20 protein-coding genes and 1 tRNA gene are annotated in these 26,124 nt (G+C 66.9%); 7 read left to right on the top strand and 14 right to left on the bottom strand.

Annotated elements, in window-relative coordinates:
• Nucleotides 1–85: 85 nt before the first annotated feature.
• On the bottom strand, nt 86–2,392 hold the full coding sequence (locus AC1RJ5_RS16435; RefSeq protein ID WP_493114420.1) for a TonB-dependent receptor: 2,307 nt from the start codon (nt 2,390–2,392) through the stop codon (nt 86–88).
• Nucleotides 2,393–2,655: 263 nt separating this feature from the next.
• Here AC1RJ5_RS16435 and clpB point away from each other — a divergent pair, with 263 nt between their 5' ends.
• A complete protein-coding gene (gene clpB / locus AC1RJ5_RS16430; protein WP_342251348.1) occupies nt 2,656–5,235 on the top strand; it encodes an ATP-dependent chaperone ClpB in 2,580 nt (859 codons plus the stop codon).
• A 115-nt stretch (nt 5,236–5,350) separates the two neighbouring features.
• Here the strand turns inward: clpB and AC1RJ5_RS16425 are convergent, their stop codons facing one another.
• From AC1RJ5_RS16425 to xseA, 4 genes are all read right to left on the bottom strand, one after another.
• The gene (locus AC1RJ5_RS16425; RefSeq protein WP_269573025.1) at nt 5,351–8,401 is read right to left on the bottom strand and encodes a TonB-dependent receptor domain-containing protein; all 3,051 of its coding nucleotides are present in this window, start codon (nt 8,399–8,401) and stop codon (nt 5,351–5,353) included.
• Nucleotides 8,402–8,657: 256 nt separating this feature from the next.
• Complete coding sequence (locus AC1RJ5_RS16420; RefSeq protein ID WP_269573026.1) at nt 8,658–9,560, bottom strand: M23 family metallopeptidase; 903 nt, start codon at nt 9,558–9,560, stop codon at nt 8,658–8,660.
• A gap of 13 nt (nt 9,561–9,573) precedes the next feature.
• Entirely contained in the window at nt 9,574–9,774 is a 201-nt protein-coding gene (locus AC1RJ5_RS16415; RefSeq protein ID WP_269573027.1) for a DUF2093 domain-containing protein, read from the bottom strand.
• 30 nt (nt 9,775–9,804) lie between these two features.
• On the bottom strand, nt 9,805–11,181 hold the full coding sequence (xseA, locus tag AC1RJ5_RS16410) for an exodeoxyribonuclease VII large subunit (RefSeq protein ID WP_493114417.1): 1,377 nt from the start codon (nt 11,179–11,181) through the stop codon (nt 9,805–9,807).
• On the opposite strand from xseA, the gene purD reads away from it, so the two are divergent.
• Complete coding sequence (gene purD, locus AC1RJ5_RS16405) at nt 11,180–12,442, top strand: phosphoribosylamine--glycine ligase (protein WP_493114415.1); 1,263 nt, start codon at nt 11,180–11,182, stop codon at nt 12,440–12,442. The genes xseA and purD overlap by 2 nt on opposite strands.
• Here purD and AC1RJ5_RS16400 read toward each other — a convergent pair.
• Nucleotides 12,439–13,644, bottom strand: coding sequence for an HD-GYP domain-containing protein (locus tag AC1RJ5_RS16400; protein ID WP_342251532.1), 1,206 nt, complete (start codon nt 13,642–13,644; stop codon nt 12,439–12,441). The genes purD and AC1RJ5_RS16400 overlap by 4 nt on opposite strands.
• Before the next feature lie 210 nt (nt 13,645–13,854).
• On the opposite strand from AC1RJ5_RS16400, the gene AC1RJ5_RS16395 reads away from it, so the two are divergent.
• Nucleotides 13,855–15,642, top strand: coding sequence for a vWA domain-containing protein (locus AC1RJ5_RS16395; RefSeq protein ID WP_493114413.1), 1,788 nt, complete (start codon nt 13,855–13,857; stop codon nt 15,640–15,642).
• Nucleotides 15,643–15,714: 72 nt separating this feature from the next.
• The gene (locus AC1RJ5_RS16390) at nt 15,715–16,572 is read left to right on the top strand and encodes a helix-hairpin-helix domain-containing protein (protein ID WP_493114411.1); all 858 of its coding nucleotides are present in this window, start codon (nt 15,715–15,717) and stop codon (nt 16,570–16,572) included.
• Nucleotides 16,573–16,917: 345 nt separating this feature from the next.
• Here the strand turns inward: AC1RJ5_RS16390 and AC1RJ5_RS16385 are convergent, their stop codons facing one another.
• From AC1RJ5_RS16385 to AC1RJ5_RS16370, 4 genes are all read right to left on the bottom strand, one after another.
• Nucleotides 16,918–18,225 carry a hemolysin family protein gene (locus tag AC1RJ5_RS16385; RefSeq protein ID WP_184164262.1) on the bottom strand — a complete coding sequence of 436 codons (1,308 nt, stop codon included), beginning with the start codon at nt 18,223–18,225 and terminating at the stop codon, nt 16,918–16,920.
• Nucleotides 18,226–18,298: 73 nt separating this feature from the next.
• Complete coding sequence (locus AC1RJ5_RS16380) at nt 18,299–18,730, bottom strand: nucleoside deaminase (protein WP_269576517.1); 432 nt, start codon at nt 18,728–18,730, stop codon at nt 18,299–18,301.
• Nucleotides 18,731–18,815: 85 nt separating this feature from the next.
• Entirely contained in the window at nt 18,816–18,989 is a 174-nt protein-coding gene (locus AC1RJ5_RS16375; protein WP_269573033.1) for a YqaE/Pmp3 family membrane protein, read from the bottom strand.
• A 23-nt stretch (nt 18,990–19,012) separates the two neighbouring features.
• Nucleotides 19,013–19,309: a hypothetical protein gene (locus AC1RJ5_RS16370; RefSeq protein WP_184164256.1), complete on the bottom strand. Its 297-nt coding sequence runs from the start codon at nt 19,307–19,309 to the stop codon at nt 19,013–19,015.
• 173 nt (nt 19,310–19,482) lie between these two features.
• On the opposite strand from AC1RJ5_RS16370, the gene rpmB reads away from it, so the two are divergent.
• Nucleotides 19,483–19,779: a 50S ribosomal protein L28 gene (gene rpmB / locus AC1RJ5_RS16365; RefSeq protein ID WP_116839891.1), complete on the top strand. Its 297-nt coding sequence runs from the start codon at nt 19,483–19,485 to the stop codon at nt 19,777–19,779.
• 75 nt (nt 19,780–19,854) lie between these two features.
• Nucleotides 19,855–19,935: transfer RNA gene (locus tag AC1RJ5_RS16360), tRNA-OTHER, on the top strand.
• Nucleotides 19,936–19,939: 4 nt separating this feature from the next.
• On the opposite strand, the gene AC1RJ5_RS16355 is transcribed toward AC1RJ5_RS16360, so the two are convergent.
• The 4 genes from AC1RJ5_RS16355 to AC1RJ5_RS16340 form a co-directional block, all read right to left on the bottom strand.
• Nucleotides 19,940–20,938: an esterase-like activity of phytase family protein gene (locus AC1RJ5_RS16355; protein ID WP_493114407.1), complete on the bottom strand. Its 999-nt coding sequence runs from the start codon at nt 20,936–20,938 to the stop codon at nt 19,940–19,942.
• A gap of 188 nt (nt 20,939–21,126) precedes the next feature.
• Nucleotides 21,127–21,849, bottom strand: coding sequence for an acetoacetyl-CoA reductase (gene phbB, locus AC1RJ5_RS16350; RefSeq protein WP_493114405.1), 723 nt, complete (start codon nt 21,847–21,849; stop codon nt 21,127–21,129).
• 37 nt (nt 21,850–21,886) lie between these two features.
• Nucleotides 21,887–22,894: a ferrochelatase gene (gene hemH, locus AC1RJ5_RS16345; protein ID WP_493114403.1), complete on the bottom strand. Its 1,008-nt coding sequence runs from the start codon at nt 22,892–22,894 to the stop codon at nt 21,887–21,889.
• The gene (locus AC1RJ5_RS16340; RefSeq protein WP_493114401.1) at nt 22,891–25,131 is read right to left on the bottom strand and encodes a xanthine dehydrogenase family protein molybdopterin-binding subunit; all 2,241 of its coding nucleotides are present in this window, start codon (nt 25,129–25,131) and stop codon (nt 22,891–22,893) included. The genes hemH and AC1RJ5_RS16340 overlap by 4 nt, the downstream gene beginning before the upstream one ends.
• 53 nt (nt 25,132–25,184) lie before the next feature.
• Here AC1RJ5_RS16340 and lgt point away from each other — a divergent pair, with 53 nt between their 5' ends.
• A complete protein-coding gene (gene lgt / locus AC1RJ5_RS16335) occupies nt 25,185–26,114 on the top strand; it encodes a prolipoprotein diacylglyceryl transferase (protein WP_493114399.1) in 930 nt (309 codons plus the stop codon).
• The last annotated feature ends 10 nt before the right edge of the window (nt 26,115–26,124 follow it).

Raw genomic sequence — 26,124 nt, 5'->3', positions numbered from 1 at the left:
GCGGCGACGCTCCCAAACGGAAAAGGCCGGAGCTTTCGCCCCGGCCTTTCCCTTCCCTCCCTGCTGTCCGGGAGAGAGAAGCCGCCTAGAAGCCGGCCTTGAGCGTCACGAAGAACTGCTGCGGCGCGCCGACCATCAGCGTCATGTTGTCGCCCGAATTGCCGAAGCCGTTCGTGCCGATCGTCGAGATGTACTTCTTGTCGAACAGGTTGGTCGCGTTCGCCTGGATCTCGAGCTGGCGCCCGGCCAGGTCGAACTTGTAGCCGAGCGTGGCATCGACCACGACGCGGCCCTCGACCGACTGGTCGTTGGTGTAGGTGAAGTAGCGCTTGCTCATATAGTTGGCGCCGACACGGGCGTTGAAGCCGCCCAGGTCATAGGTCAGCTCGCCCTTGAGCAGGTGCTTGGGCGCATCGACCACGGTCTTGCCCCTGGTCGCCGCGAGCAGCGTGCCGGCGGCGTTGCGGACGTCGTCGCGATAGGTCGAGTCATTGTAGCTGTACGACACGAAGGCGCCGAAACCGCTGCCCAGGCGCAGATCGCCGGTCGCCTCGAAGCCGAGCGAGCGGACGTCGCCGACATTCTGCAGCGTCACCGGATTGCCGACGATGCCGGCACCCGTGGTCACGCCGAGCAGGCGGTTGCGGAAGTTGACATAATAGCCGGCCAGCGAGCCGGTGAACGGGCCCGAGCGCAGGCGGCCGCCGAGCTCATAAGTGTCCGACTGTTCGGGCTTGAGCTTGGTCGAGCCCGAGAGCAGCGCGTTGAAGCCGGCCTGGGTGGTGGCGAACGGGCCGGTGGTGGCCGAGGCGGTGAAGGCGCGGGTCACCTGGCTGAAGCCGCCGAACAGCTCGGCGCCGCTGCCGAGGCGGAAGTTGAAGCCCGCGGTCGGCTGGAACCAGTCGGTCACCTTGATCTCGCCCGAGGCGAGGCTGCCGGCGACGTTCGGATCGGCCTGGTTCTTCACGCTGAAGCCCTTCCAGCCCAGGTTCAGCGTCAGCGCGCCGAGCGTCAGCTTGTCCTGGACATAATATTGGAAGGTGTCGGTGGTGTAGTCATAGTCCCACTGGGTCGCGAACGGGTTCGACTGGAAGTCGAGGCTGTCGCGGGTCACTTCGGTGCGGCTGCTCAGCGCGTAGAAGCGGCGGGCCTGCTGGAAGGCGTTGTTCTCGTACCAGGCGCCGACGGTCAGCGCGTTGTTGCCGCCGATCTCGCCGGTGAGATGGCCGAACACGCCCTTGCGGTCCATGTCATATTCGGTGGTGCGGATCGAGATCGGCGAGGCGCCGGCACCCGGGCTCGGGACGTACGGCGTGTACCACAGGCCCTGGCCGTGGTTGTTGTGGTAATAGCCCTTGAGCGCGAAGTTCAGCCCGCCGGTGTCGCCCTCGACCCCGAACGAGCCCAGCCAGTCGCGGCGCAGGCCCGCTGCGTTGAAATAGGCATCGTCGACCGAGGTGATCGGCGCCGGATAGACCGTGCCGGCGGCCGCGTTCGAGACCGGGGCGCCGGTGTCGCCGCGATTGTTGGCGATGTCGGCGATGCGCACCGCCAGGGCATAGTTGTTCGAGATATTGTCCCAGTCATAGCCGAGGCGCTGGATCATGCCGAGCGACAGGTCCTGATAGTCGTTCTCGCGGCGATCCGAATAGCTGATCGTGCCGACCAGGCGGATGCCGGCGGCCACCGGGGCGACGATCTTGCCGTTGGCCTGGTTGGTGCGCTGCGAACCCCAGCCCTTCCACTTGTCCATGTCCGAATAGACATAGGAGGCATAGGCCTTCACGCCGCCGCCCAGGTCGCCGCTCTCGATACGGCCGAACAGGCGCACCGTGTTCTCGCTGCCATAGGTGCCCTCGGCATGGAGGCCGAAGCTGTCCGACGGATCGCGCGAGAAGAATTCCAGCGTGCCGCCGAGATTGTTGGTCGCCTGGGTACCGATCGAGCCGGCGCCCTGCGAGACGCGGACCTCGCCGACATTCTCGCTGCTGATCGCGCGGCTGATGTGCAGGCCGTTGACGTTGCCATAGCTGGCGTCGCCGAGCGGGATGCCGTCGAGCGTGAAGCCGAGCTGGTTCTGGTTGAAGCCGCGGATCGAGACGCGCTGCGCCCATTCATAGGCACCGAACGGATCGGCCGACTGGAAGTTGACGCTGGGCAGCTTCTCGATCGCCTTGAGCGGGCTGGTGCCGGCCGCGAGCTCGGCGATGTCGCTCGCCGAGATCTGCTGGACCTGACGGGTTTCGCCGCGCCCGATCACGACGATCTGGCCCTCTTCACCGCCTTCGTCGGCGGCCGAGGCCGGCGCGACCGGCTGGACGTCCTGCGCCATCGCCGTGCCGGAAATCAGAATCGAAGTACCGGCGAGCAGCCAGATTGCAGCCTTGCGCATGCATGTTTCCCTGAAAAATATTGGCAGGGCCCCAATGCCCCGCTGCACGGGCGCTAGGGATTGTGCGTTGCAACATCGGGTAGCCCGCATGTCATTTGCGCGACGGTGCGGTGACAGGTTTCGGACAAGCAACAAAGCCCAGCGCACGCCGTGACTTGGCGCGGGCGGCTGTGTCACTACATGTTACGACTAGCGCAGGAAGCGCCCCTTGTGTTGCATCTTTGCAACACTATCTCGCGGGGCAGGAACCAACAGGGACGAGCATGAACCTCGAGAAATTCACCGACCGCGCCAAGGGCTTCCTCCAGTCGGCGCTTACCGTCGCGATCCGGATGAGCCATCAGCGGATTGCCCCCGAACACCTCCTGAAGGCGCTGCTCGAAGACGAGCAGGGCATGGCCAGCGGGCTGATCAACGCCGCCGGCGGCGACGCGAAGCGTGCGCTGAGCGAGACCGATCTGGCGCTTTCCAAGATCCCCGCGGTCTCGGGTGGCGGCGCGCAGCAGCAACCCGGGCTCGACAACGACACCGTGCGCGTGCTCGACCAGGCCGAGCAGATCGCCCAGAAGGCCGGCGACAGCTTCGTCACGGTCGAGCGGCTGCTCGTCGCGCTGGCGCTGTCGCTGAATACGGCGGCGGGCAAGGCGTTGCAGGCGGCTGGCGCGCGGCCTGAGGCGCTCAATGCGGCGATCAACCAGCTGCGCGGCGGGCGCACCGCCGATACGGCGGGCGCCGAGGATCGCTATGACGCGCTCAAGAAGTTCGCGCGCGACCTGACCGAAGCCGCGCGGGCCGGCAAGCTCGATCCGGTGATCGGCCGCGACGAGGAGATCCGCCGCACCATCCAGATCCTGGCGCGCCGCACCAAGAACAATCCGGTGCTGATCGGCGAGCCTGGCGTCGGCAAGACCGCGATCGCGGAAGGCCTCGCCCTGCGCATCGCCAATGGCGACGTGCCCGATACGCTGAAGGACCGCGCGCTCATGTCGCTCGACATGGGCTCGCTGATCGCCGGCGCGAAATATCGCGGCGAGTTCGAGGAGCGGCTCAAGGGCGTCCTCGACGAGGTCAAGGCCGCGGAAGGGCATATCATCCTGTTCATCGACGAGATGCACACGCTGATCGGCGCGGGCAAGACCGAGGGCGCGATGGACGCGGGCAACCTGCTCAAACCGGCGCTCGCCCGCGGCGAGCTGCACTGCATCGGCGCGACCACGCTCGACGAGTATCGCAAGTACGTCGAGAAGGACCCCGCGCTGCAGCGGCGCTTCCAGCCGGTGTTCGTCGGCGAGCCGACGGTCGAGGATACGATCTCGATCCTGCGCGGGATCAAGGAGAAGTACGACCTGCACCACGGCGTGCGGATCAGCGACGGCGCGATCGTCGCGGCGGCCACGCTGTCCAACCGCTACATCACCGACCGCTTCCTGCCCGACAAGGCGATCGACCTGATGGACGAGGCCGCGTCGCGCATCCGCATGGAAGTCGAGTCCAAGCCCGAGGAGATCGAGAATCTCGATCGCCGGATCATGCAGCTTGAGATCGAGCGCGAAGCGCTGAAGAAGGAGAGCGATGCCGCGTCCAGGGACCGGCTCGCCTCGCTTGAGAGCGAACTCGCCAACCTCAAGCAGCAATCGGCCGAGCTGACCACGCGCTGGCAGGGCGAGAAGGACAAGATCAACGCCGAGGCGCAGATCAAGGCGCAGATCGACGCCGCGCGCGGCGAGCTCGACCAGGCGCAGCGCGCCGGCGATCTCGCGAAGATGGCCGAGCTCAGCTACGGCGCGATTCCGGCGCTGGAGAAACAGCTGGCGGAGGCCCGGAACACCAGCCGCGGCGCGATGCTGCGCGAGGAAGTGACCGCCGAGGACATCGCCGCGGTGGTCGCGCGCTGGACGGGCATCCCGGTCGACAAGATGATGGAAGGCGAGCGCGAGAAGCTCCTCAACATGGAGGAGCAGCTCGGCAAGCGCGTCATCGGCCAGGCCGATGCGGTGAAGGCCGTGTCAACCGCGGTGCGCCGCTCGCGCGCCGGCCTGCAGGACCCGAACCGGCCGCTGGGCAGCTTCCTGTTCCTCGGCCCGACGGGCGTCGGCAAGACCGAGCTGACCAAGGCGCTCGCCGAATTCCTGTTCGACGATCCCAACGCGATGGTGCGCATCGACATGAGCGAGTTCATGGAGAAGCACGCGGTCGCGCGGCTGATCGGCGCCCCTCCCGGCTATGTCGGCTATGAGGAAGGCGGCGTACTGACCGAGGCGGTACGGCGGCGGCCCTATCAGGTCGTGCTGTTCGACGAGGTCGAGAAGGCGCATGGCGACGTGTTCAACGTGCTGCTGCAGGTGCTCGACGACGGGCGCCTGACCGACGGCCAGGGCCGCACGGTCGATTTCTCGAACACGATCGTGATCCTGACCTCGAACCTGGGCAGCCAGTTCCTCACCAATCTCGGCGAGGGGCAGTCGGTCGAGAGCATCGAGCCGCAGGTGATGGAGATCGTCCGCGCGCATTTCCGCCCGGAGTTCCTCAACCGGCTGGACGAGATCATCCTGTTCCACCGGCTGGCGGCCGAGCACATGGCGCCGATCGTCGACATCCAGGTGAACCGCGTCGCGAAGCTGCTCAAGGATCGCAAGATCGGGCTGGACCTGACCGATGCCGCCCGCGCCTGGCTGGGTCGGGTGGGGTACGATCCGGTCTATGGCGCGCGTCCCCTGAAAAGGGCGGTGCAGCGCTACCTCCAGGATCCGCTGGCCGACATGATCCTGCGCGGCGACGTGAAGGACGGATCGACGGTGAAGATCGACGAAGGCGACGGGGCGCTGGCGCTGTCGGTCGCCTGACCTTCCGCCGTTCCGGCTGGCTCCGGGGCGGCGGATGCTTCCCGCTATCGCAGGCAAAAGAAAGGGGCGGCTCCCGAAGGAGCCGCCCCCATTTTGTCTGGCAGTCCGGTGAGACTTAGTAGTTCACCTTCACGCCCATCTTCAGATAGCGGCCCAGGATGCCGTTGCCGCCCTGGACTGCGTTGTAGTTGTTGGCACCGTAGGTGACCGGATCGATCGGAGGCAGGCGATCGAAGACGTTGTTCACGACACCGTAGATCGTGAACTTGTCGTTGATCTTCACGCGAGCGCTCATGTCGAAGGTGATGTAATCGCTGACGTCGCACGGCGTGATGCCGAGGCTCGATCCGCAATCCTTATAGGCATCGCCCTGGTCCATCGCGGACAGGTTGTACCCGCCGAAATAGTTGACGGTGCCGTTCACCTGCAGGCTGCCGAAGTCGAGCGTGGTCAGCCAGCTGCCATGCCACTTCTGCGTGCCGTTGCCCGAGGTCAGGTTGAAGTTGCCGAGCGTGCCGTCATAGCGCTGCTCAACACCATTCACGATCGTCGACAGCTTCAGGATGTAGCTGGCTTCGACCGAGGTCGAGACGCGGAAGCCATCCGTGACCTTGAAGTCGGCGCTGGCGGTGAAGTCCAGGCCTTCCGCCTTGATCGTGTCGGCGTTGATCAGCGTCGACTGGATGAACGCAACACGCGGCTTCGCGGTCGGGTTGTTGATGTCCGGCGCGTCCGGAATGATCGTGATCGTTGGATCGATCGCCGTGCCGGCATAATATGCCTGCAGCGCCGAACCGGTATCCGGCGAGGTGATCGCACCGGTCTTCTCGATGTTGTAGTAGTCGACGGTGAACGAGATGCCGCGCACCGGCTCGAAGATCGCGCCGGCAGTCCAGCTGCGCGACTTTTCGGGCTTCAGGTTCGGGCTGGCGAGCGTGGTCAGACCATAGCTCTGCTTCACATAGGCCGGGCAGCCCGCTGCGAAGTTGGCCACGGTGCAGGCCGCGCCGTACTGCGACAGATAGGCGTTGGTGAACGCGCTCGACGACGGCGTGACGTAGCCGGTGGTCGGGAGAGCGTTAGCTTCGCCGAACGACGGGATACGGAAGCCGCGCGAGTAGGTGCCGCGCACCACGATCTGCTTGATCGGGGTGACCTTCAGGCCGACCTTCGGCGAGAAGGCGTCCTGGCCGCTCGAGTAACGGTCATAGCGACCCGAAGCGTTCAGGCCGATCCACTCGGTGATCGGCGCATCGAGTTCGGCGAAGGCCGAGCTGATGGTACGATTACCGCTGGTGCCGAAGGCGTTCAGCGTGAAGTAGCGCTGGGTCGGGCCGTTGATGTCCGAGTTGCCGCTGGGGGCATCCACGGCTTCGTAACGGATCGAGCCGCCGACACCGATCTGCAGCGGGCCACCCGGAAGGTCGACCACGGCAGCGCTGACGCTCGCCTGGAACTGGAACTGATCCGAGCTGGCGTTCGTGACGTTGACCGGGGTCAGATAGTCACGGACCGACTGCGGCGTCGCCGACGGGTTGCGGAAGTTGTAGGTGCCGTCCGCGATCACATCGAGCAGGTGCTGGATGTAGACATAGCCGTCCTGCGTGCGACGCAGGTCGGTGTGCATCGCAGTCGCACCGACGTTGAAGGTGATGTTGTCGGTGAGGTTGCCGGTGACGCCGAGGGCGCCGCGATATGCACGGTTGCGGGTCGCGTTATAGGTGACTTCGCTGGTGTCCATACCGATCAGGCGAGCGACCTGGCCGGCTGCCGCGAACGGGTTGTTCGGGTTCAGCGTGCCATTGGCCGCGGTGCAGCCCGGAACCGTCGGGACGCCGTTGACCATCGTCGCCGAAGCGCCGTTGGCGCGGGCGCAGACATAGACCGGAAGCGCCAGGATGCCCGAGCCGGCCGCGCGCGGCGGAACGGTGTTCGAGTTGGTCGCGAAGGTCGGGAAGTTGATGCCGGTCGGCGCAGTGCCGTAGATGGTCGCCGGGAAGCCGGTGTAGTCCACGCTGCTCTGCATGAAGTTGACCTCGGCATATGCCTCGATCGTGTCACCCAGGCGAGCGGTCACGCGGCCCGAAACGCCGAAGCGCTCGATGTTCGGCGTGATGGTGCCCCACAGGTTGGTCGCGTCATACTGGCAGACCGAAGACGGCGACGTCGCGGTCTGCTGCGCCGCGGTCAGGTTGACCAGCGTGCCGATGCCGCAACCGCTCAGGTTCTGGTAACGGCTGCCAGCAGGCGTGGTGGTGTTGGTGATGTCGTACGGGCGAACCATGAAGTTGGCGCCGGTGCTGAGCGCGACCTGGCCGGTGGCCGGGTTGATCGCGTTGCGGACCGAGGTGCCGCCGCAGTGACCCTCGAAGCAGATGCCCTGCTGGTCGTCCGAGTTGTACGGATACGGACGATCCTTGTTCATCAGCGCTTCGGACTTGTACCAGAAGCCCGAGATATAGGCGTTGTAGCCGTCCTCATCGAGGTCGCCGGTGCCGGCCGAAGCCGTCAGGCGATAGCTCGGAGCGTCGCCGCGATCGGAAATGCCTGCTTCGGCGCGTGCGCTGAAGCCCTTCACTTCCTTCTTGGTGATGATGTTGACCACGCCCGCGATCGCGTCTGCGCCGTAGGTCGACGAAGCGCCGTCGCGCAGCACTTCGATGCGCTCGATGATGTCGTCGGGAATGGTGTTCAGGTCGACGAAGTTACGCGAACCGTCGTCGGCGAGCGGGTAGTAGGCCGCGCGCAGGCCGTCGAACAGCACGAGCGTCGAGTTGGTCGAAAGGCCGCGCAGCGACACTGCCGAAGCGCCGGCAGCGAACGCGCCGTTGGCCGAGAAGCTGTTGGTCAGCGCCGGGCCGTTGTTCGAAGCGAGCGACTGGATGGCGTCCTGCACCGTCGAGATGCCGCGCTTGTCGAGATTCTCGGCGGTCACGACGGTGACCGGCGACGGGGTCGCCGCACCGGCGGCGCTCTGGAACATCGAGCCGGTGACGACGATCGTGCCTTCGTCCTGGCTGCTGCTGTCCTGAGTGGTCGGGACGGTCGTCGACGGGGTCGGCGTCGGCGTGGTCTGGGCGAAAGCCGGCGTAGCCGCCGTCGCGCCCGCGAGTACGAGCGCAAACAGCGCCGTGCTACCGCGCAGGGTGATCTGCGAGTTCTTCATGATGATCCCTCTGTTGTCCGGCTGTTTTACAGCCGGATTGTCTCCCCGCTTCACCATCCATTCGTGTGCAACTCACGTGTCGGGATGGCGAAGCTTGAACGGATCGTGAATGTGGACCCCCTCCCTGTAAACTGGGAAGGCCATGCTGCGCGCGCTTTCAACAAACCTGTAGCCAAAATGCCACAACAACGGGCAGAATATTGCGCAACAACCTCGTTTTATGTTGCTTTATGTTGCAGCGCGACACATTCGCGCCTCAATCGATAACAGGCATCGACCCCGCGACAAGCAGCGGATCGATCCGCGCGTCACGCCACTTGAGACTCCAGTGTAAATGCGGCCCCGTCGCGCGCCCCGTCATCCCCACGGCGCCGATCGGCTGGCCCCGGCGGACATGCTCGCCCAGCTTCACGTCGATTCGCGACAGGTGCATGAAGGCGCTGTTGAGCCCCGCGCCATGATCGATCATCAGCAAATTCCCCTCCAATGTGAAGGGCTTGGCAGCAGCAAGGATGACCACGCCATCGGCCGGCGCAAGCACCGCCGTGCCGGTCGGCCGGGCGATGTCGATCCCGGAATGATAGGACCCCGGCTCACCGCGATAAATGCGTTGCGAACCGAACAGCGTGGAGATGCGCCCAACCGCCGGCCAGAAGAAGGGCATCTGCCGCCAGCCGGTCGCATCGGTCTGCATTTTCCGCGCCGCGTTGATCTGCGCGAGCTCGGCCGGGCGCACCCGCTCGAACTCCGGACGCGGCACCGGATATTTCGGAAGTGTATCCAAACGTGAAATATCCCAGGCACGCGGCGCGATCGCCAGCACCTGGCGCTGCTGGCTGCCGTCGCCCATGGTCGCGATCAGCGTTGCGCTCGGGCCATGGTCGCGATCAAAGGCGATCAGGAACTTGCGATCCGGCGTTACCGGCACCGGTTCCCCATCGAGCGTGAGCATGCTGGCGCCCTTGGGCGCGGTGCCGATCACGGCGCCGCCCTGGATCAGCTGGCCCTGGAAGGCGAAGGGCCCGGCGACATTGGGGGCGGCGGGAATCGGCGCGGCGATCGCCTCCGCGACCGGGGAGCCCGGCAGGGCGGGAAGCTGGGCACTGCCGAGCAGCACGAAGCCCAGAACGGCGGCGGGCAGTCGTGCTGCGAGTCCCATCAGCGGTGCCCCCTCAACCCTGCATCGCCTGCATCGCCAGCGCGGCGGAGGCATAGGGTTCCTGCCGGGCGACGCTCCAGTAGCGCAGCATCTGCAGCGGCACCTTCTCGCCGCTGACCGCGCAGACGACGTGATCGCCCGGGGTCAGCACGCGAAAGCCATTGGCCATGAAGTGGAGGCGAGCCGCGCGGGCGACGGGGTTCGACATCAGCATGGGCGCGGCATCCTCGAAATGGCTCTTCTCTTACAACAGGCTGGGCTGTTCGGGCTTGGGCGCATCATAGGATTTGGCGCCCGGGCGCTCAACCCGCGCATCGACGGCCCCGTCGATGAAGTGGAGCGTCACGGCACCGGCGCCGCGCGCGGCGTCGGCGGTGCCGATCACCTTCCTGGTGCCGCGCGCCTCGACCCAGGCATAGCCCTTCTCGAGCGGGCGATTGGGATGAACCAGGTCAAGATGCCGGCCGATCCCTTCCAGCAGCTGCCGCGCCGCGGAGAGTTTCTGGTCGAGCATCGCCGGGCGCAGCGCGCCCGCGGAGCGATCGAGCACCCCGCGCGCCACGGTGACGCGGCGCTCCAGCGCGCGATCGAGCCGGCCGCCGAGATCGTCCATCTTCTGGCGCTGCGGCCCGAGCAGCGCGTCGCGGCGCGGCAGCACGCGGACCAAGGCCGCCAGCCGCTCGCCGGCGCGCTCATGATAGCGGCGCACGCAGCGCTCGGTGCGGTGCGCGAGCGTCGCGATGGTGTGGCGCACGTCCGCCAGCACCGGCACCGCGATCTCGGCCGCCGCGGTCGGCGTCGGCGCGCGCAGGTCTGCGGCATAGTCACACAGGCTGGTATCGGTCTCGTGGCCGACGGCGGAGATCACCGGGATTCGGCAGTCGGCGACCGCGCGCACCACGACCTCCTCGTTGAACGCCCAGAGATCCTCGATCGAGCCGCCGCCGCGCGCGACGATCAGCAGGTCGGGCCGCGGCACCGCACTGCCCTCGCCCAGCGCATCGAAGCCGCGGATCGCATTGGCGACTTCCTGCCCCGCGCCCTCTCCCTGCACCTTCACCGGCCAGACCAGCACATGGCTCGGGAAGCGGTCGGCGAGCCGATGCAGGATGTCGCGGATCACCGCGCCGGTCGGCGAAGTGACCACGCCGATCACCCTGGGCATGTACGGCAATGGCTGCTTGCGGGCGCGGTCGAACAGCCCCTCGCCCGCGAGCTTGGCCTTCAATTTCTCGAACAGCGCCATCAGCGCGCCTTCGCCGGCCAGCTCCATCCGCTCGATGACGATCTGGTATTTGCTGCGCCCCGGATAGATGGTCAGCTTGCCGGTGACGATCACCTCCAGCCCGTCCTGCGGCGCGAACGGGATTGCGCTGGCGGCACCGCGCCAGATCACCCCGTCGATCACCGCATCGGCATCCTTGAGCGCCAGATAGGCATGGCCCGAAGCGGCCCGCTTCCAGCCCGAAATCTCGCCGCGCAGGCGGACATGGCCGAACTCGCCTTCGACCATTCGCTTGAGGGCCAGAGATAATTCGCTGACCGATAGCGCCGGTGCGTTGTCGCCCGCCACCTGCTCGGCTACGAGCCGCGCTGGTGTATCGAAGAAGGGGTCGCTCATGAATGTCCTGTTGCTCGGCTCGGGCGGCCGCGAACATGCTCTTGCATGGAAGCTCGCACAATCGCCGCTGCTCGAACGGCTCTACGCCGCCCCGGGCAATCCGGGAATAGCCGAGCATGCCGAAATCGTGGACATCGCGGTGAACGACCATCGCGGCGTGATCGATTTCTGCCTTCGCCATTCGATCGGCTTCGTCGTGATCGGGCCCGAGGCACCGCTGGTCGCGGGTCTCGGCGACAATCTGCGCACCATGGGCATCGCCGTGTTCGGGCCGAACAAGCTGCCCGCCCAGCTCGAAGGATCGAAGGGCTTCACCAAGGATCTGTGCGCTCGCGAGAAGATCCCGACCGCCGGCTATGTCCGCTGCGAGAGCCGCGACGGCGCGCTCGCTTCGCTCGAGGATTTCGGCCTGCCGGTCGTCATCAAGGCCGATGGCCTGGCCGCGGGCAAGGGCGTCACCGTCGCCTTCACCCATGAGGAAGCCGAAGGCGCGGTCCGCGCGATCTTTGCCGATGCCGGCGCCAGCGTGGTGATCGAGGAATTCCTGGAAGGCGAGGAAGCCAGCCTGTTCGTGCTGACCGATGGCGAGACGCTCGTCCCGTTCGGATCGGCGCAGGACCACAAGCGCGTCGGGGATGGCGATACCGGCCCGAACACCGGCGGCATGGGCGCCTACAGCCCCGCCCCGGTGCTCACCCCGGCGCTGGAGACCCAGGCGATCGACGAGATCGTCCGCCCCACGATCGAGGCACTGGCACGGATGGGGGCACCCTATTCGGGCGTGCTCTATGCCGGGCTGATGCTGACCGCGACCGGCCCGAAGCTGATCGAGTACAACGCCCGCTTCGGCGATCCCGAATGCCAGGTGCTGATGCTGCGCTTCACCGGCGACCTGCTCGCGCTGATGCTCGCGGTAGCCAAGGGCGAGCTCGCCAGCCAGCCGGCCCCGACCTTCGCCGCGAAGACCGCGCTCACCGTGGTGATGGCCGCCAACGGCTATCCCGGCACGCCCGAGACCGGCGGCGCGATCACCGGCATCGACAAGGCGGAGGCCACCGGCGCCAAGGTCTTCCATGCCGGCACCCGGATGGACGGCGACATGCTGGTTGCAAGCGGGGGCCGCGTGCTCAACGTGACCGCGCTGGGCGACACGGTGAAGGACGCGCAGGCGGCGGCCTATGTAGCGGTCGATGCGATCGAGTTCCCGACGGGTTTCTGCCGGCGCGACATCGGCTGGCGGGAGATCGCGCGCGAGGGCTAACGCTGCGAATCCGGCAGCGCGTTATGGCCTTCGGAAAGCAGGCGGACCGCGGCATCCCAATCGGAAAAGCCCCAGTCCGCCGGGTTTTCCAGCCCGACCACGACTTCCTTCATCCCGCGGAAGATATCCTCGAGCGGGATCATCCGGCGGTGCTCGGCCGAGTAGAATAGGCGGACCATGCTGCGCAGGCCCTGCCCGCCATCGGGCAGCACCACGCCGAGCCGGCCGGATGCCATCCGCACCAGCAGCCCGGTCGGCGCCACGCCGATGCTGCGGCAGAACTGGAACAGCAGTTCCGGATCGAAATGGCCGGTCCAGCCGAACATCTCGGTGACGGCACGCAGCGGGGTCCAGCGATCCTTGTAGGCACGGTCGGAGGTCAGCGCGTCGAACACGTCGCAGATCGCGCCCATCCGCGCGGCCAGGCTGATCTCCGCGCCCTTGAGGCCGAACGGATAGCCGCTGCCGTCCATCTTCTCATGATGCATCAGGCAGACGTCCAGCGCCTCCTGGTTGATCCCCTCGGCACCGCGCAGCATCGCATGGCCGGCCTCGGGGTGCCGCTTGATCAGCGCGAACTCGGCATCGTCGAGCCGGCCGGGCTTGTTGAGCACCGTGGCCGGCACGCTGGTCTTGCCGACATCGTGGAGCAGCCCGGCCAGCCCCATCGCGCGCATCGACTCTTCGTCGAGCCCGATCTGGCGCGCCAGATTGACCATCAGCCCGCAGACCGAGACCGAGTGGAGATAGGTATATTCGTCCTTGGACTTGAGCCGCGCCATGTCGACGAACATGCCGGGATTGCGCGCAACGCAATCGGCGATCTCGGCCACCACCGCGGTCGCCTCGCGCGCATCGATCGGCAGGCCCTGGCCGGCGCTCTCATAGATCCCACGCGCCACGCCATGCGCCCGGGCGATCGTCCGCCGGGCATAGTCGCGATCGGCCTTCACGGCCTCGGCCAGCGGCTCGGGAAGGAACATGGGCGCCGGTGGCGGTGGCGGCGCGGACGGATCGGGGCCGACACCGCGGCTGAGATCGATCACCACCGCAGTCACGTCGCATGTCCGGAGCAGCACCAGGTCGGCCGGCCGCTCCAGCAGGAATCGCGAGCGCCAGAAGGGATGCTTCAGCCACGAGCCTTCGAACCCGTGGATGAACATTCCTAACTTAACCTGGCTGGGCGATATCCGTTGAAGCAATTCTGTCTCACATTCTCCCTCCTATCTTAGGAGGTTTGCCCGCCGGACAGACCGCGGCGCCCGATTCAATGCGGCAAATCCGCGCAAATTACACAAATTGAAATGATACATGATAACATCTCGTTCATCTGGCGCTCATCTCGAAAACGCGACATTCCATCCCTGGGCGCGCAGCGACTCGCGCGCCGCACTCTGAAGGGGAGAGTTGCCATGTCGCGTTCCGCACTGTTGATCGGTTGTTCCGCCCTGCTCACCACCTCCGCCGCGCCGCCGCCCTTGCCCAAGGCAGGGCCGGTCGCCGCCAGCCAGGACCGCCATTCGCCGGTCCGCTGCGTGCGCGACGACAATGACCGGACACGCGACACCGTCCGTCGCCGGCCGGTGCCGACCTATGCTCCGCCGCCCTTGCCGACGGTGATGCCCACGCCCGAACCGATGCCGGCTCCGCCGCCGCCGCCGTCCGCGCCAATGGCCGAAGCGCTGAGCGTCACCGCCCAGAAGCGCGTCGCAAACGGGTATGTCGCGGGAGCACCCGTGGTAACCGGCGGCAGGATCGCCGGCCCCCAGCCCTATGGCGCGCCAGGCAATACCGAGCGCTGTGACGGCAAGGCCGTCGCCTCGATCCAGGCGGTTGCCGAGCAGCCCGTCTCCACCTTCTCGGTCGATGTCGATACCGGCGCCTATTCCAATGTCCGCCGCTTCCTGACCCAGGGTCAGGACGTGCCCGCCGACGCGGTGCGCACCGAGGAGATGATCAACTATTTCCGCTACGATTATCCGCGCCCGACCTCGCAGGACGTGCCGTTCAGCGTGACCACCGACGTCTCGACCACGCCGTGGAACGCCGAGACGAGGCTGCTGCGCATCGGCCTGCGCGGCTATGACGTGGACGCGAAGGGGCGCCCGCCGGCCAATCTCGTCTTCCTCGTCGATGTCTCGGGATCGATGGAGGACACCGACAAGCTTCCGCTGGTCAAGAAGGCGCTCACCCAGCTCGCCGACGGGCTGACCGCGAAGGACCGCGTCTCGATCGTCGTCTATGCGGGCGCGGCGGGCGTGGTGCTCGAGCCGACCTACAGGAAGGAATATGTGAAGGCCGCGCTCGATTGCCTCTCGGCCGGCGGCTCCACCGCGGGCGGCGAGGGCATCCAGCTCGCCTATTCGGTGGCGCGGGCCAACTACATGAAAGGCGGGATCAACCGCATCTTCCTGGCCACGGATGGCGACTTCAACGTCGGCATCAACGACAAGAAGGCGCTCGAGGCGCTGGTGAAGAAGAACCGCGACGACGGCATCACCCTCACCACGCTCGGCTTCGGCCAGGGCAATTACAACGAAGCGATGATGGAACGCATCGCCGATGTCGGCAACGGCAACTATGCCTATATCGACAGCGCGATGGAGGCGAGCAAGGTGCTCGACGACGAGCTCTCCGCCACGCTCTTCACCATCGCCAAGGATGTGAAGGTCCAGGTCGAGTTCAACCCCGCCCAGGTGAAGCAGTATCGCCTGATCGGCTATGAGAACCGCGCGCTGGCCGAGGAGGACTTCAACAACGATACCGTCGATGCCGGCGATATCGGCGCGGGGCATCAGGTGACCGCGCTCTACGAAGTCGTCCCCGCCAATGCCCAGGGGTGGACGCCGGATCGGCGCTACGATGCCAATCGCCCGGCCACCGCAGCCTCGAGCGGCAGCGAGATGGCCTTCGTCAAACTCCGCTACAAGGCGCCCGGCAGCGAGACCTCGAAGCTGATCGAGCGCCCGGTGCCGGCCAGCCTGATGCAGGGCGCCCGTGCGCCCAGCGGCGACATGGCCTTCGTCACCTCGGTCGCCGCGTTCGGCCAGCATCTGCGCGGCGACAAATATCTCAACGGCTACAGCTACACCCAGATCGGCGCCCTCGCGCCGGCCTCCAGCAACTACTGGCGGGCCGAGTTCACCCGGCTGGTGAAGCTTGCCGATTCGGGACACTCCAAGCCGGGGTCGAGCGACTAGCTTGTCGCGCTGCGCCGCACCACGTTATGCAGGTGCCCGGAATCGCAAACTTGCATGACGGGGAAAGCGCAGATGGACAGCACGCAACCGCTCTTTGACGGAGCCCCGGTCTGGCTGACCCTCCCGTTCGCGGCAATCGCGGCGGGAGTGGTCTTCGCGCTGTTCATTCTGATCTTCGGGGCCCGCCTCGCCTCTCGCCGCAACAAGGCGCGCGAGGAGATCGAGGAGTTCAACGAGGAATATCGCGAGGAAGCGACCGCCCGTCCGATCACCCCGCCGGTCGCTCCGCCGCCACCGCCTCTCGCCGAGGCTCCCATCGCCCCGCCGGCACCCGAGCCCGTTGCCGAGATTCCCGCTCCGGTTGTGGAGCCCGAACCTGTAGCCCCGGCGCCCGCCCCGGTTGCGGAGCCCGAGCCCGTGACCGCACCCGAGCCGGCCGCCGAGATCGTCCCGGCGCCGCTTCCGCCCGTTGTCGAGGAAGCACCTGTCGCGGAGCGGCTCGCCGACGAACCCATCGCCGCCGCCGCGCCGCTCGAGGCGTCGCCCGCATCGCTCGCTTCGGACATCGCCGAACCCGCGCATGCCGAGCCGGCGCCCGCACCGGAGCCCGAGCCTGTCGCGGCCGCGCCCGAAGCCGCGCCCGAACCGGTCACGGCGGCACCCGAACCGGCAGTCGCCCCCGCCACGCCGGCTGCGGACGACCTCACTCGCATGAAGGGCGTCGGCCCGCGGCTGGGCGAGAAGCTCAACAGCGTCGGCATCACCAGCTTCGCCCAGCTCGCGGCGCTCACTCCCGAGGAAGCCGATGCGCTCGACGCCAAGCTCGGCGACTTCCAGGGCCGCATCCACCGCGACCGCTGGATCGAGCAGGCAAGCTTCCTGGCGAAGGAAGACATTGCCGGCTTCGAGGGCGTGTTCGGAAAGCTCTGACACTGCCGTTCCTCGGTTCCCCGGCGAAAGCCGGGGCCCAGGGTTTCTCTGCCGTCCCGCTTACGACCCTGGACCCCGGCTTTCGCCGGGGAGCGGCTCTGCCGCGCTTGCAATGCAGGATTTCGTCTGCTGGCCGGCGCGGCCAGCCCCCTGGGCCGGCCGCTCCTTGAACCGGTTGGAAAAATAGGATCACGCCCGCGCAAGAAAGTTGCGAGGTGCACCGCGCTCCCGGGAAAACAGGGGAAATGGCGGGCCGCGAAACCCGCTCTTGGCCTGTACTTCGTGTACTTTCGCGAGTCGCCGCGCACGCGCTGTTGGAAGCACGGGCGGCGCAGCGCCCGCCCGTTACTTCTCCGCCCGGTCGACCAGCAGCTTGTCGATCTTGCGCCCGTCCATGTCGACGATCTCGAAACGCCAGCCCTGCTCGACAAAGCTCTCGCCCTCGGTCGGCAGGTGCTTGAGCACCGCCAGCGCCAGGCCGGCGACGGTGGCGTAGTCGCGGTCCTCGTCGAGATCGAGGCCGAGCTTCTCGGCCAGCAGGTCCGCCGGCATCTGGCCCGAGACCAGCAGCGAGCCGTCCTCGCGGGTCACGATATTGGGATTGTCGCCCGGCTCGACGTCCGATGCCAGCTCGCCGGCGATCGCCGCGAGCAGGTTGGCCGGGGTCACAATGCCTTCGAAATGGCCATATTCGTCATGCACCAGCCCCATCGGCACCTCGGCCCGGCGCAGCGCGCCCAGCGCGTCCATCGCATCGACCGTATCGGGCAGGATCGGCGCCTCGCGCATCAGCTTGCGCAGGTCTAGCGCCTCGCCGCGGAACAGCGCGGCGGCGATGTCGCGGGCCTGGACCACGCCGATCACCGTATCGACCGAGCCCTCGGCCACCGGCAGACGGGTGTGCGGCGTGAGCAGCAGCGCCTCGCGGATGCCGTCGGCGTCGAGGTTCACATCGACCCAGTCGACATCGGTGCGCGGCGTCATCACTTCGCGCACCGGCCGATCGGCAAGGCGGACGACGCTGGAGATGATCGAGCGCTCATGCTCCTCGATCACGCCCGACTTGCTGGCCTCGGCGACCAGCAGGTGCAGCTCCTCGGCGGTGACCCGGTTCTCCGATTCGCGGTCGAGCCCGATCAGGCGGAAGATCAGCTTGGTCGTCGAATCGAGCAGCCAGACCAGCGGCGCGGTCAGGCGGCTGATCCACAGCAGTGGCACCGACACGAGCACCGCGATCGGCTCGGGGGAGCGCAGCGCGAACTGCTTGGGCACCAGTTCGCCCGCGACCAGCGAGCCGAAGGTGGTGAGGCCGATGACGATCGCGATGCCGAGCGTATGCGCCAGCTCGTCACTGACCCCCAGCAGCGCGATTCGCTGCGCGGTCGGCTCGCCGAGGCTGGCGCCCGAATAGGCACCGGCGATGATGCCGATCAGCGTGATGCCGATCTGCACGGTGGAGAGGAACTTGCCCGGATCGGCGGCGAGCTGGATCGCGGTACGGGCGCCCGCACCGCTGCGACCAGCCCGAGCCATGGCCTCCAGCCGCGCAGTGCGCGACGAGACGATCGCCAGCTCGGACATCGAAAAAAGGCCGTTGAGAACGATCAGCGCGAAGATGATCGCTACGTCTATCCAGGGGAAAGGCGCTAACATGGTGTGGCGCCTTCATATCCGCACAGGGGGCCATGCGGCAACCGGTGTTGCATCCGCGCAATGAAATGACAGCTTAGCCGCGCCGTTCGCGGAAGAAATCGCGCAGGATCTCGCCCGCCTCGGCCTCGCCGATGCCGGGGTAGAGCTCGGGGCGGTGGTGGCAGGTGGGCTGGCTGAAGAAGCGGGGGCCATGCTCCACCGCGCCGCCCTTGGGATCGCCGGCGCCGTAATAGATCCGCGCGATCCGGGCATGCGCGATCGCGCCGGCGCACATCGCGCAGGGCTCGAGCGTCACCCACAGGTCGCAGTCCTCGAGCCGCTCGCGGCCCAGCCGCTCGGCAGCGGCGCGAATCACCCGCATCTCGGCATGGGCGGTGGGGTCGTGGAGCGTGCGCGGCGCATTGGCCGCGGTGGCGATTACCTTGCCGTCATGCACCAGCACCGCACCCACCGGCACCTCGCCGGCCTCGGCGGCCGCTCGGGCGGCATCGAGCGCCAGGCGCATCGGTTCGGGGAGCGGGAACATGGAAAGGTGCGTAGCCGAGACGGCTGTTCTTCCCAAGTGTTCCCCGGCGAAAGCCGGGGATCAGTTAAGCAGTTGCCGGTTCGGCAGGCTTCGCGGACGAATCGCGCAGCACGCTCCACAGCGCGAACGCGACACCGGGCAGGAACCCGAGCACCGTCAGTCCGCACGTAATCCAGAAGTCGCGCCCCGCACCCCTTGCCAGGTACGTGCCCAGCGGCGGCAGCAGGATCGCCGCCACGATGGGTCCGGGGCGCACTGCCATCACTTCGCGGCGGGCGTCGGCGTCGGAGTGGCGCCGGCCTGCTTCACTTCGATGGTGGGCAAGGTGACCGTGGTGTTCTTCATCTCTACCGTCGGGACTGCAACGGTCGTGTTGGTGGTTCCGATCCCCACCGATCCCGTTTCGGCCTTGAATTTGGGCAACTGGCCGCCCTTTGCATCGAAGGTGATCGTGGGCATGGTCGCGCCCTGCTGCTGCTCGATCCGCAGCATGCCGACCGACATCAGCACCACGACGGCAAGCGCGATCAGTCCGATAAGCACGAGAATTCCACGCATCGCTTCATCTCCCCAATTGAATCGTTTGCGTAATCAACGCCGCATCAACCATGGCGGTTGCATGGGTACAAGGCGTTTCTTCGAGCGAATCGGTTGACGCTCCGTCCCATTACGGTTATTCGCGCCGCCTTTCCGGCCGTGGTTCGCCAGGGCTCAAACCAGGATATCAAGCGATGTCGCGCATTTGCGAGCTGACCGGCAAGGGCCGGCAGGTGGGTAACAACGTTTCCCACGCCAACAACAAGACCAAGCGTACGTTCCTGCCGAACCTGCAGAACGTCACGCTGATCAGCGATTCGCTGGGCCGCAGCGTGCGCCTGCGCGTTTCGACGCACGGCCTGCGTTCGGTCGAGCACAATGGCGGCCTCGACAACTGGCTGCTCAAGACCAGCGACGACGATCTGTCGCTGCGTGCCCGTCGCCTGAAGCGCGAAGTGCGCAAGGCGTCGGCCGAGAAGACCGCGGCCTAACAGCCCGTTCCTTCGACGGCTCAATGCGAGCCCGTTCTCCAGGCGGAGGGCGGGCTTTTCGCATGTGCGGATTCCGCCGGCGTGACGGAATTGGTAGACGTATCGCCACAGCGATCCCGGGAGACCGGGTGCGGGTTCGATCCCCTGCCGCCGGCAACCCTCAGCGCTTCGCGAACTCGATCCGGAACTTGAGCAGCAGCGACCATTCCCAGAATTGCTGGTTGTCGTCCGATGCGATCCACAGGATCGTGTCGTCGCCTTCGCGGGTCACTGCCAGCGCCTCGTAATTGTCGTGGAGCAGCGGCGCGGCCAGCGTGGCGATCTCGGTGCCGCGCAGCACCGCGCCGGGGCGGATCGCGCGGGGATCGACAAGGGTCAGCTTGGCGGTGAACAGCCCGGGCACAGAGAAGCGCCGGTTGAGCACGATCAGCCGGCCATCCGGCAACTGCACCGCGTCACTGGGGTCGTACAGCTCATTGGGCGGCATGTAGACGAAGCGGACCGGCTTGGTGCCCGGAATGGTCGGGTCACCGGGAAACAACAGCCCCTCGCGACCGATCCGGCTGCCCTTGGGCCGCGAAGTCTCGCCGAACACGACGAAGCTGCCATCATGCAGGCGTACCAGTGATTCGGGCCCGCCATTGTCCGACCAGTCGCGCATCGCGGGCGGGCGGGCACTGCGCTCGGCACGGATAAGGTCCGCGTCATAGCGCCAGATCGCGTTATATTGCTCGAAACCGACCCAGACCTGCCCGGTGGCCGGATCGCTGGTCATCGATTCCGAATCGCGATCCGCCTTGAGCCAGCCGTTTCTCGGGCCATCCGGCAGGTCGCCGAACTGCACGTCGCGCGGCGCCCAGTCCTTGCCCATGCGGAAGCGGATGAAGGTGCCCCCATCGCTGAGCAGGGTGAAGTCATCGCCCTTGATCCGCATCGAGGAGAAGCCACCGAACGCCCGCTCCGGGCTCCTGAGCCTGATGCCGCCAAGATAGGTGAGCGCCCCCACCCGAGTGCGCGCGGGATCGTGCAGATCGAGCGGCACCCGCTCCACCGTCATCCGCGGCGTCCTGCCGAACAGGTCGCGGCCCTCGCGCCCCGACGCCGACAGCAGCAGGATGAAAGCCAGCGAGAACAGGGCGATTGCGGAGCGAAACAGCATCACGCTCGCTCATAGCGACTGGGCGCCCGAGGACCAGTGCCGGAAAGATGAACGCCAGATGACCAGTGCGTTCAGGAGAAAATAAAGGGAACTGCGCTAGGACAAGGGTGTTGTTAAGGCAGAACCGTTTTTCCCTCGCGTAGCGTATCGAGGGCTGAGGGCCGCCCCAAGGGGCGGCCCTCGTCATATCAGTACATGTGCTGGCCGCCGTTGATCGACAGCGTCGATCCGGTGACGAAGCCGGCCTCGTCCGAGCAGAGGAACGCAACGCCGCGCGCGATCTCGTGCGCCTGGCCGAGACGGCCGACCGGGATCTTGGCGACGATCTTCTCGAGCACTTCGGGCGGCACCGCGGCGACCATGTCGGTGTCGATATAACCCGGCGCGATCGCGTTCACGGTCACGCCGAAACGCGCGCCTTCCTGCGACAGTGCCTTGGTGAAGCCGTGGATGCCCGACTTGGCGGCGGCGTAGTTGACCTGGCCGTACTGGCCGGCCTGGCCGTTGATCGAGCCGATATTGACGATGCGGCCCCACTTCCGGGCGCGCATGCCCGGGAACACCGCATGCGCCATGTTGAAGCAGCCGCCCAGGTTGATGCGGATCACATCCTCCCACATGTCACGGCTCATCTTGAGGATGGTGCCATCGCGGGTGATGCCGGCATTGTTGACCACCACATCGACCGGGCCGAGCTCGGCCTCGACCTGCTTCACGCCCGCATGGCAGGCGTCATAATCGCCCACATCCCATTTATACGAAGCGATACCGGTGCGCTCGGTGAAGGCCTTGGCCTTCTCCTCGTTGCCGGCATAGTTGGCGGCGACGATCATCCCGGCGTCCTTGAGGGCAAGGCTGATCGCCTCGCCAATGCCGCGGGTGCCGCCCGTCACGATCGCTACGCGTGCCATGCCTTATCCTCTCCAATTACCGGGGTTTCGCGAAACGCTAGGCAGGCTGGCTCCAGCCCGCAAGCTCCTCGCTCAAAATTGTACGCAACATCGCCATGCCGCCTTCGCTGTCGTTGAGACAGGGGAGATAGGCGAAATGAGTGCCACCCGCGCCGAGGAACGTCTCGCGCCCGCGGATCGCCAGCTCCTCCAGCGTTTCGAGGCAGTCGGCCGAGAAGCCCGGTGCCAGGATCGCGACCTTCTTCGCGCCCTTGCCCGGCAGCGCCGCCAGCGTCGCATCGGTCGCCGGTTCGAGCCATTTCGCCCGGCCGAAGCGTGACTGGAAGGTGATGACCAGTTCGCGGCCCAGCGCCTGGCGCAGCAGCCGCGCAGTCTTCTGGCAGTGGCAATGATAGGGATCGCCCAGTTCCAGCGTGCGCGCCGGCATGCCGTGGAAACTGGCCAGGATCGCATCGGGCTCGAAATCGAGCTTCGCGAGGCTAGCCTCCACCGACGCCTTCAGCGCGGCGATATAGGCCGGGTGGTCATGATAAGGCGGCAGCGTGCGGATCGCCGGCTGCCAGCGCAGCGCGGCCAGCGCTTCGAACGCCTTGTCATTGGCGGTCGCCGTCGTCGCCCCGCAATATTGCGGGTAGAGCGGCGCGATCAGGATGCGCTCGGCACCCTGCGCCTTCAGTGCGGCGATCCGCTCGCCGATCGCGGGCGAGCCATAGCGCATCGCGTAATCGACCAGCACCTGAGCACCCCATACACCCTGGAGCGCCCGGGCCTGGGCCCTGGTGATCGCGGCGAGCGGCGAACCGTCCTCGCGCCAGACCTGCTGATAGGCATGCGCCGACTTCTTCGGGCGGGTGCGCAGGATGATGCCGCGCAGGATCGGCTGCCAGAGCAGCGGCGGAATCTCGACGACGCGCCGATCGGACAGGAACTCGCCAAGATAACGCCGCACCGACGGCGCGTCCGGCGCGTCCGGCGTACCGAGGTTGACCAGCAATACGCCGATCTTCGGCGCGGCAACCGGCGGGTGATCGGCGGGCAGGGTCATTCGGCGTCCGAGAGCAGCGGCAGCACGCGGAAGCGCACCCCGCTTGCCGATTGCAGCGCGTTGGCGATGGCGGGCGCGACCGGCGGTACCGCGAGCTCGCTCACGCCGCCGGGATCGGCGCCGTTGCGCAGGATCTCGACGGTGATGTCCGGTGCGTCCGCCAGTGTCGGAAGGCCAAGCTCGGAGAGCTCGCGTACGTCCGCGACATTCTCGGTGAAGCTGGTCGAACCCGCGAGCGCCGCCGCCATGCCGAACAGCAGCCCGCCCTCGATCTGCTGGGTGACCAGGTCCGGGTTCACCACCCGCCCACAGTCCACAGCCGCTACCAGCCGCTCGACCTTGACCTTGCGTCCCTCGAGCCGCGCCTCGGCCATCACCGCGATATAGGAGCCGCGAAACGCATGGCAGGCGATGCCCTGGCCGCTGCCGGGCTGCCCGCCCTGCCAGCCGCCGAGCTGGGCTGCGGTCTGCAGGCATCGGGCAAGCCGCGTCTCGCCGCCGAGCATCGCCATGCGGAACGAGACCGCGTCCTGCTCGGCGACATGCGCCAACTCGTCCATGAAGCTCTCGGTGAAGAAGCAGGTATAGCTGTGTGCGCCCGAGCGCCAGTATCCGGTCGGCACGCCGATCGCGGCCGGATGATGGTCCACCGCATAATTGGCGATGCCATAGGCGGGCTGCGCACCTGCCACCGCCGAAGGATCGCCCTTGCCCGGCAGCGCTAGCGACGCCTGCACCACCGGATCGCCGCCGAGCAGCCGCGTCGCCAGCTCGCGCCCCGTCTCCGGCGTGGAGATCTTGGCAAGCAGGCCGGTCACCTGTCCCTGCGGATTGAGCTTGCCGGTCATCCGCCCGATCGCCGGCGGACGATAGCGGTCGTGCCGCATGTCCTCGCCGCGCGGCCAGGTGAGCTGCACCGGCCGGCCGACGCTCTGGCTGAGCAGGGCTGCCTGCGCCGCCACTTCATGCTCGAGCTTGGCGCCGAACGAGCCGCCCGCCATCGTTGCGTGCACCGTCACCGCGCCTTCCGAGATGCCGACCGCCCGGGCCGCCGCGGCACGCGCCAGCCCGGGTGCCTGGGTCGGCAGCCAGATCGAGAGCAGCCCGTCATGATAATGCGCGGTGCAGGTCATCGGCTCGAGCGCGGCATGGAGCGCTACATCGACGCGATATTCGGCCGACACCACCTTGGCGCCACGGAAATCGGCGGCGAGGTTCCCTGCCTCATGAACGCGGGCGCCATCGGCATCGAACGCGGCGTTCAGCGCATCGGCGATCGAATCATTGTTGATCACCTCCTCGGGCGTCTTGAAGCGCGGACGCATCGCGTCGATCGCCTTCTCCGCCGCCCAGCCATTGTTGGCGATCGACGCGACCCAGTCCTTCGTGGTCACGATCGAGAGCATGCCGGGGATCCTGTTGGCCGCCGCCCGATCCAGCTTCACCAGCTCTGTCTCGCCGATCGGCCCCATCCGGATCGACGCGAACACCATGTTCGGCAGACGGACATCGGCGGCATAGACCAGGCTGCCATCAACCTTGGCCGGCGCGTCGAGCCGCGGCAGCGGCTGGCCGAAAAGCCGGTTGGTCTCGCCGGTACGCAGCGGCACGTCGCCGGGCACGCTTTCCGCCGCGGCTTCCGCCGCCAATGCGCCGAAGCCGAGCTTCGAATTGCCGTGGATCACCTGGCCTGCGGCGGTGTCGCAGCTCTGCCATTCCGTCCCCCAGCGGCGCGCGGCCGCCTTGCACAGCAGCACCCGCGCAGTGGCGCCGGCATGGCGCAGCTGATCCTCGAAGCTGCGGATCGACGTCGAGCAACCGGTGAGCATCAGCCCCGTACGTGCGGCATGGGTGCGGCGCAGCTGCTCGGGCAAGCCGCCCAGCGCCAGCTCGAACAATTCCTCGGCAGCCAGCGGATTGGCGTAGAGCGGATTGAGCGGCGCCGGCTCGACGCCGACCAGCTTCCAGTCCGCGCCCAACTCGTCGGCGATGATCTGCGGCATGGCGGTGAACACGCCCTGCCCTTCCTCGCATTGCGGCACCGCGACCGAGACATGCCCGTCGGTACCGATCTTGATCCAGGCGCCAAACAGGCTCTCGCCCGGCGCGGCGGTGAGATTGGGGAGATAGGTCCGCGGCCATACCGCCCAGGCGACCACCAGCCCCACGCCCACGCCGCCGCCGATCAGCAGCGTGCGCCGATCCAGCTTCTGGAGCTTGCCGACATCGACCTTCATCCCGCCCGCTCTATCCTGCGGCCCTTGATGTGTCATCCCCGCCCCAGTTGAAGATGCACTTGGGTTTGCACCGAGCCTGTTCTATCGGGGCGCTACACCCGGAGGGACCGACAGTGCTGCTTTCCACCCTGGCTGCCGCGGCGGCCGACCATATCCACTTCCAGGATCTCGGCCTGAACAAGGTCGCGCTCGATCTCGGCTTCTTCCAGATCAAATGGTATTCGCTGGCCTATATCGCCGGCATCCTGGTCGGCTGGTGGTATCTGCTTCGCATGATCCGCCAACCCGGCGCCCCGATGAGCAAGAAGCACGCCGACGACCTCGTCTTCTACGCGACGCTCGGCATCATCCTGGGTGGACGCCTTGGCTATGTGATCTTCTACGCGCCGGAAATGTTCCTCGAGCCACTGCGCATCCTGCGGCTGTGGGACGGCGGCATGTCCTTCCATGGCGGCGTGATCGGCACCACGCTGGCGATCATCCTGATGTGCCGCCAGCAGGGGCTGAACTGGCTGCGCGTCCATGACTATGTCGCCTGCTGCGCGCCCTTCGGCCTGTTCTTCGGCCGCCTCGCGAACTTCGTGAACGGCGAGCTGTGGGGCAAGCCGGCGGAACTGCCCTGGGCGATCGTCTTCCCCGGCGCCGGCCCGCTCGCCCGCCATCCGAGCCAGCTCTACGAGGCCCTGCTCGAAGGCGCGCTCCTGTTCGCCATCCTCGCCTACGCCTTCTGGCGCACCAAGGCGCGCTACGAGCCCGGCAAGCTCGTCGGCATCTTCCTGCTCGGCTATGGCTGTTTCCGCTTCTTCGTCGAATATTTCCGCGAGCCGGATTCGCAGTTCGCCGGCACGATCTTCGAGCATGTCATCCATATGGGCCAGGTGCTGTGCCTGCCGATGATCGCCGGCGGCATCTATCTGATCGTCACCGCCAAGGGCCGCCGCCAGCGCGTCGAGCCCACCCTCGGCGCGGAGAGCGTAGCCTGAGCGAGAACCC

The sequence above is a fragment of the Sphingomonas sp. GW822-FHT03G08 genome (genome assembly GCF_058801135.1).
The sequence above is the reverse complement of the archived record's forward strand: the minus strand, read 5'-3'. Positions and strand labels throughout refer to the sequence as shown.

Excerpts from the sequence above, each read along its gene's own strand:
- AC1RJ5_RS16370 (WP_184164256.1), bottom strand. The coding sequence starts at position 19,309 with ATGCGTGGAATTCTCGTGCTTATCGGACTGATCGCGCTTGCCGTCGTG.
- AC1RJ5_RS16355 (WP_493114407.1), bottom strand. The coding sequence starts at position 20,938 with ATGCTGTTTCGCTCCGCAATCGCCCTGTTCTCGCTGGCTTTCATCCTG.
- AC1RJ5_RS16390 (WP_493114411.1), top strand. The coding sequence starts at position 15,715 with ATGGACAGCACGCAACCGCTCTTTGACGGAGCCCCGGTCTGGCTGACC.
- rpmB (WP_116839891.1), top strand. The coding sequence starts at position 19,483 with ATGTCGCGCATTTGCGAGCTGACCGGCAAGGGCCGGCAGGTGGGTAAC.
- AC1RJ5_RS16425 (WP_269573025.1), bottom strand. The coding sequence starts at position 8,401 with ATGAAGAACTCGCAGATCACCCTGCGCGGTAGCACGGCGCTGTTTGCG.
- AC1RJ5_RS16435 (WP_493114420.1), bottom strand. The coding sequence starts at position 2,392 with ATGCGCAAGGCTGCAATCTGGCTGCTCGCCGGTACTTCGATTCTGATT.
- xseA (WP_493114417.1), bottom strand. The coding sequence starts at position 11,181 with ATGAGCGACCCCTTCTTCGATACACCAGCGCGGCTCGTAGCCGAGCAG.
- AC1RJ5_RS16385 (WP_184164262.1), bottom strand. The coding sequence starts at position 18,225 with ATGTTAGCGCCTTTCCCCTGGATAGACGTAGCGATCATCTTCGCGCTG.
- AC1RJ5_RS16415 (WP_269573027.1), bottom strand. The coding sequence starts at position 9,774 with ATGCTGATGTCGAACCCCGTCGCCCGCGCGGCTCGCCTCCACTTCATG.
- AC1RJ5_RS16380 (WP_269576517.1), bottom strand. The coding sequence starts at position 18,730 with ATGCGCCTGGCGCTCGATGCCGCCCGAGCGGCCGCCGAGGCCGGCGAG.
- AC1RJ5_RS16340 (WP_493114401.1), bottom strand. The coding sequence starts at position 25,131 with ATGAAGGTCGATGTCGGCAAGCTCCAGAAGCTGGATCGGCGCACGCTG.
- hemH (WP_493114403.1), bottom strand. The coding sequence starts at position 22,894 with ATGACCCTGCCCGCCGATCACCCGCCGGTTGCCGCGCCGAAGATCGGC.
- purD (WP_493114415.1), top strand. The coding sequence starts at position 11,180 with ATGAATGTCCTGTTGCTCGGCTCGGGCGGCCGCGAACATGCTCTTGCA.
- phbB (WP_493114405.1), bottom strand. The coding sequence starts at position 21,849 with ATGGCACGCGTAGCGATCGTGACGGGCGGCACCCGCGGCATTGGCGAG.
- AC1RJ5_RS16395 (WP_493114413.1), top strand. The coding sequence starts at position 13,855 with ATGTCGCGTTCCGCACTGTTGATCGGTTGTTCCGCCCTGCTCACCACC.
- lgt (WP_493114399.1), top strand. The coding sequence starts at position 25,185 with ATGCACTTGGGTTTGCACCGAGCCTGTTCTATCGGGGCGCTACACCCG.
- AC1RJ5_RS16420 (WP_269573026.1), bottom strand. The coding sequence starts at position 9,560 with ATGGGACTCGCAGCACGACTGCCCGCCGCCGTTCTGGGCTTCGTGCTG.
- clpB (WP_342251348.1), top strand. The coding sequence starts at position 2,656 with ATGAACCTCGAGAAATTCACCGACCGCGCCAAGGGCTTCCTCCAGTCG.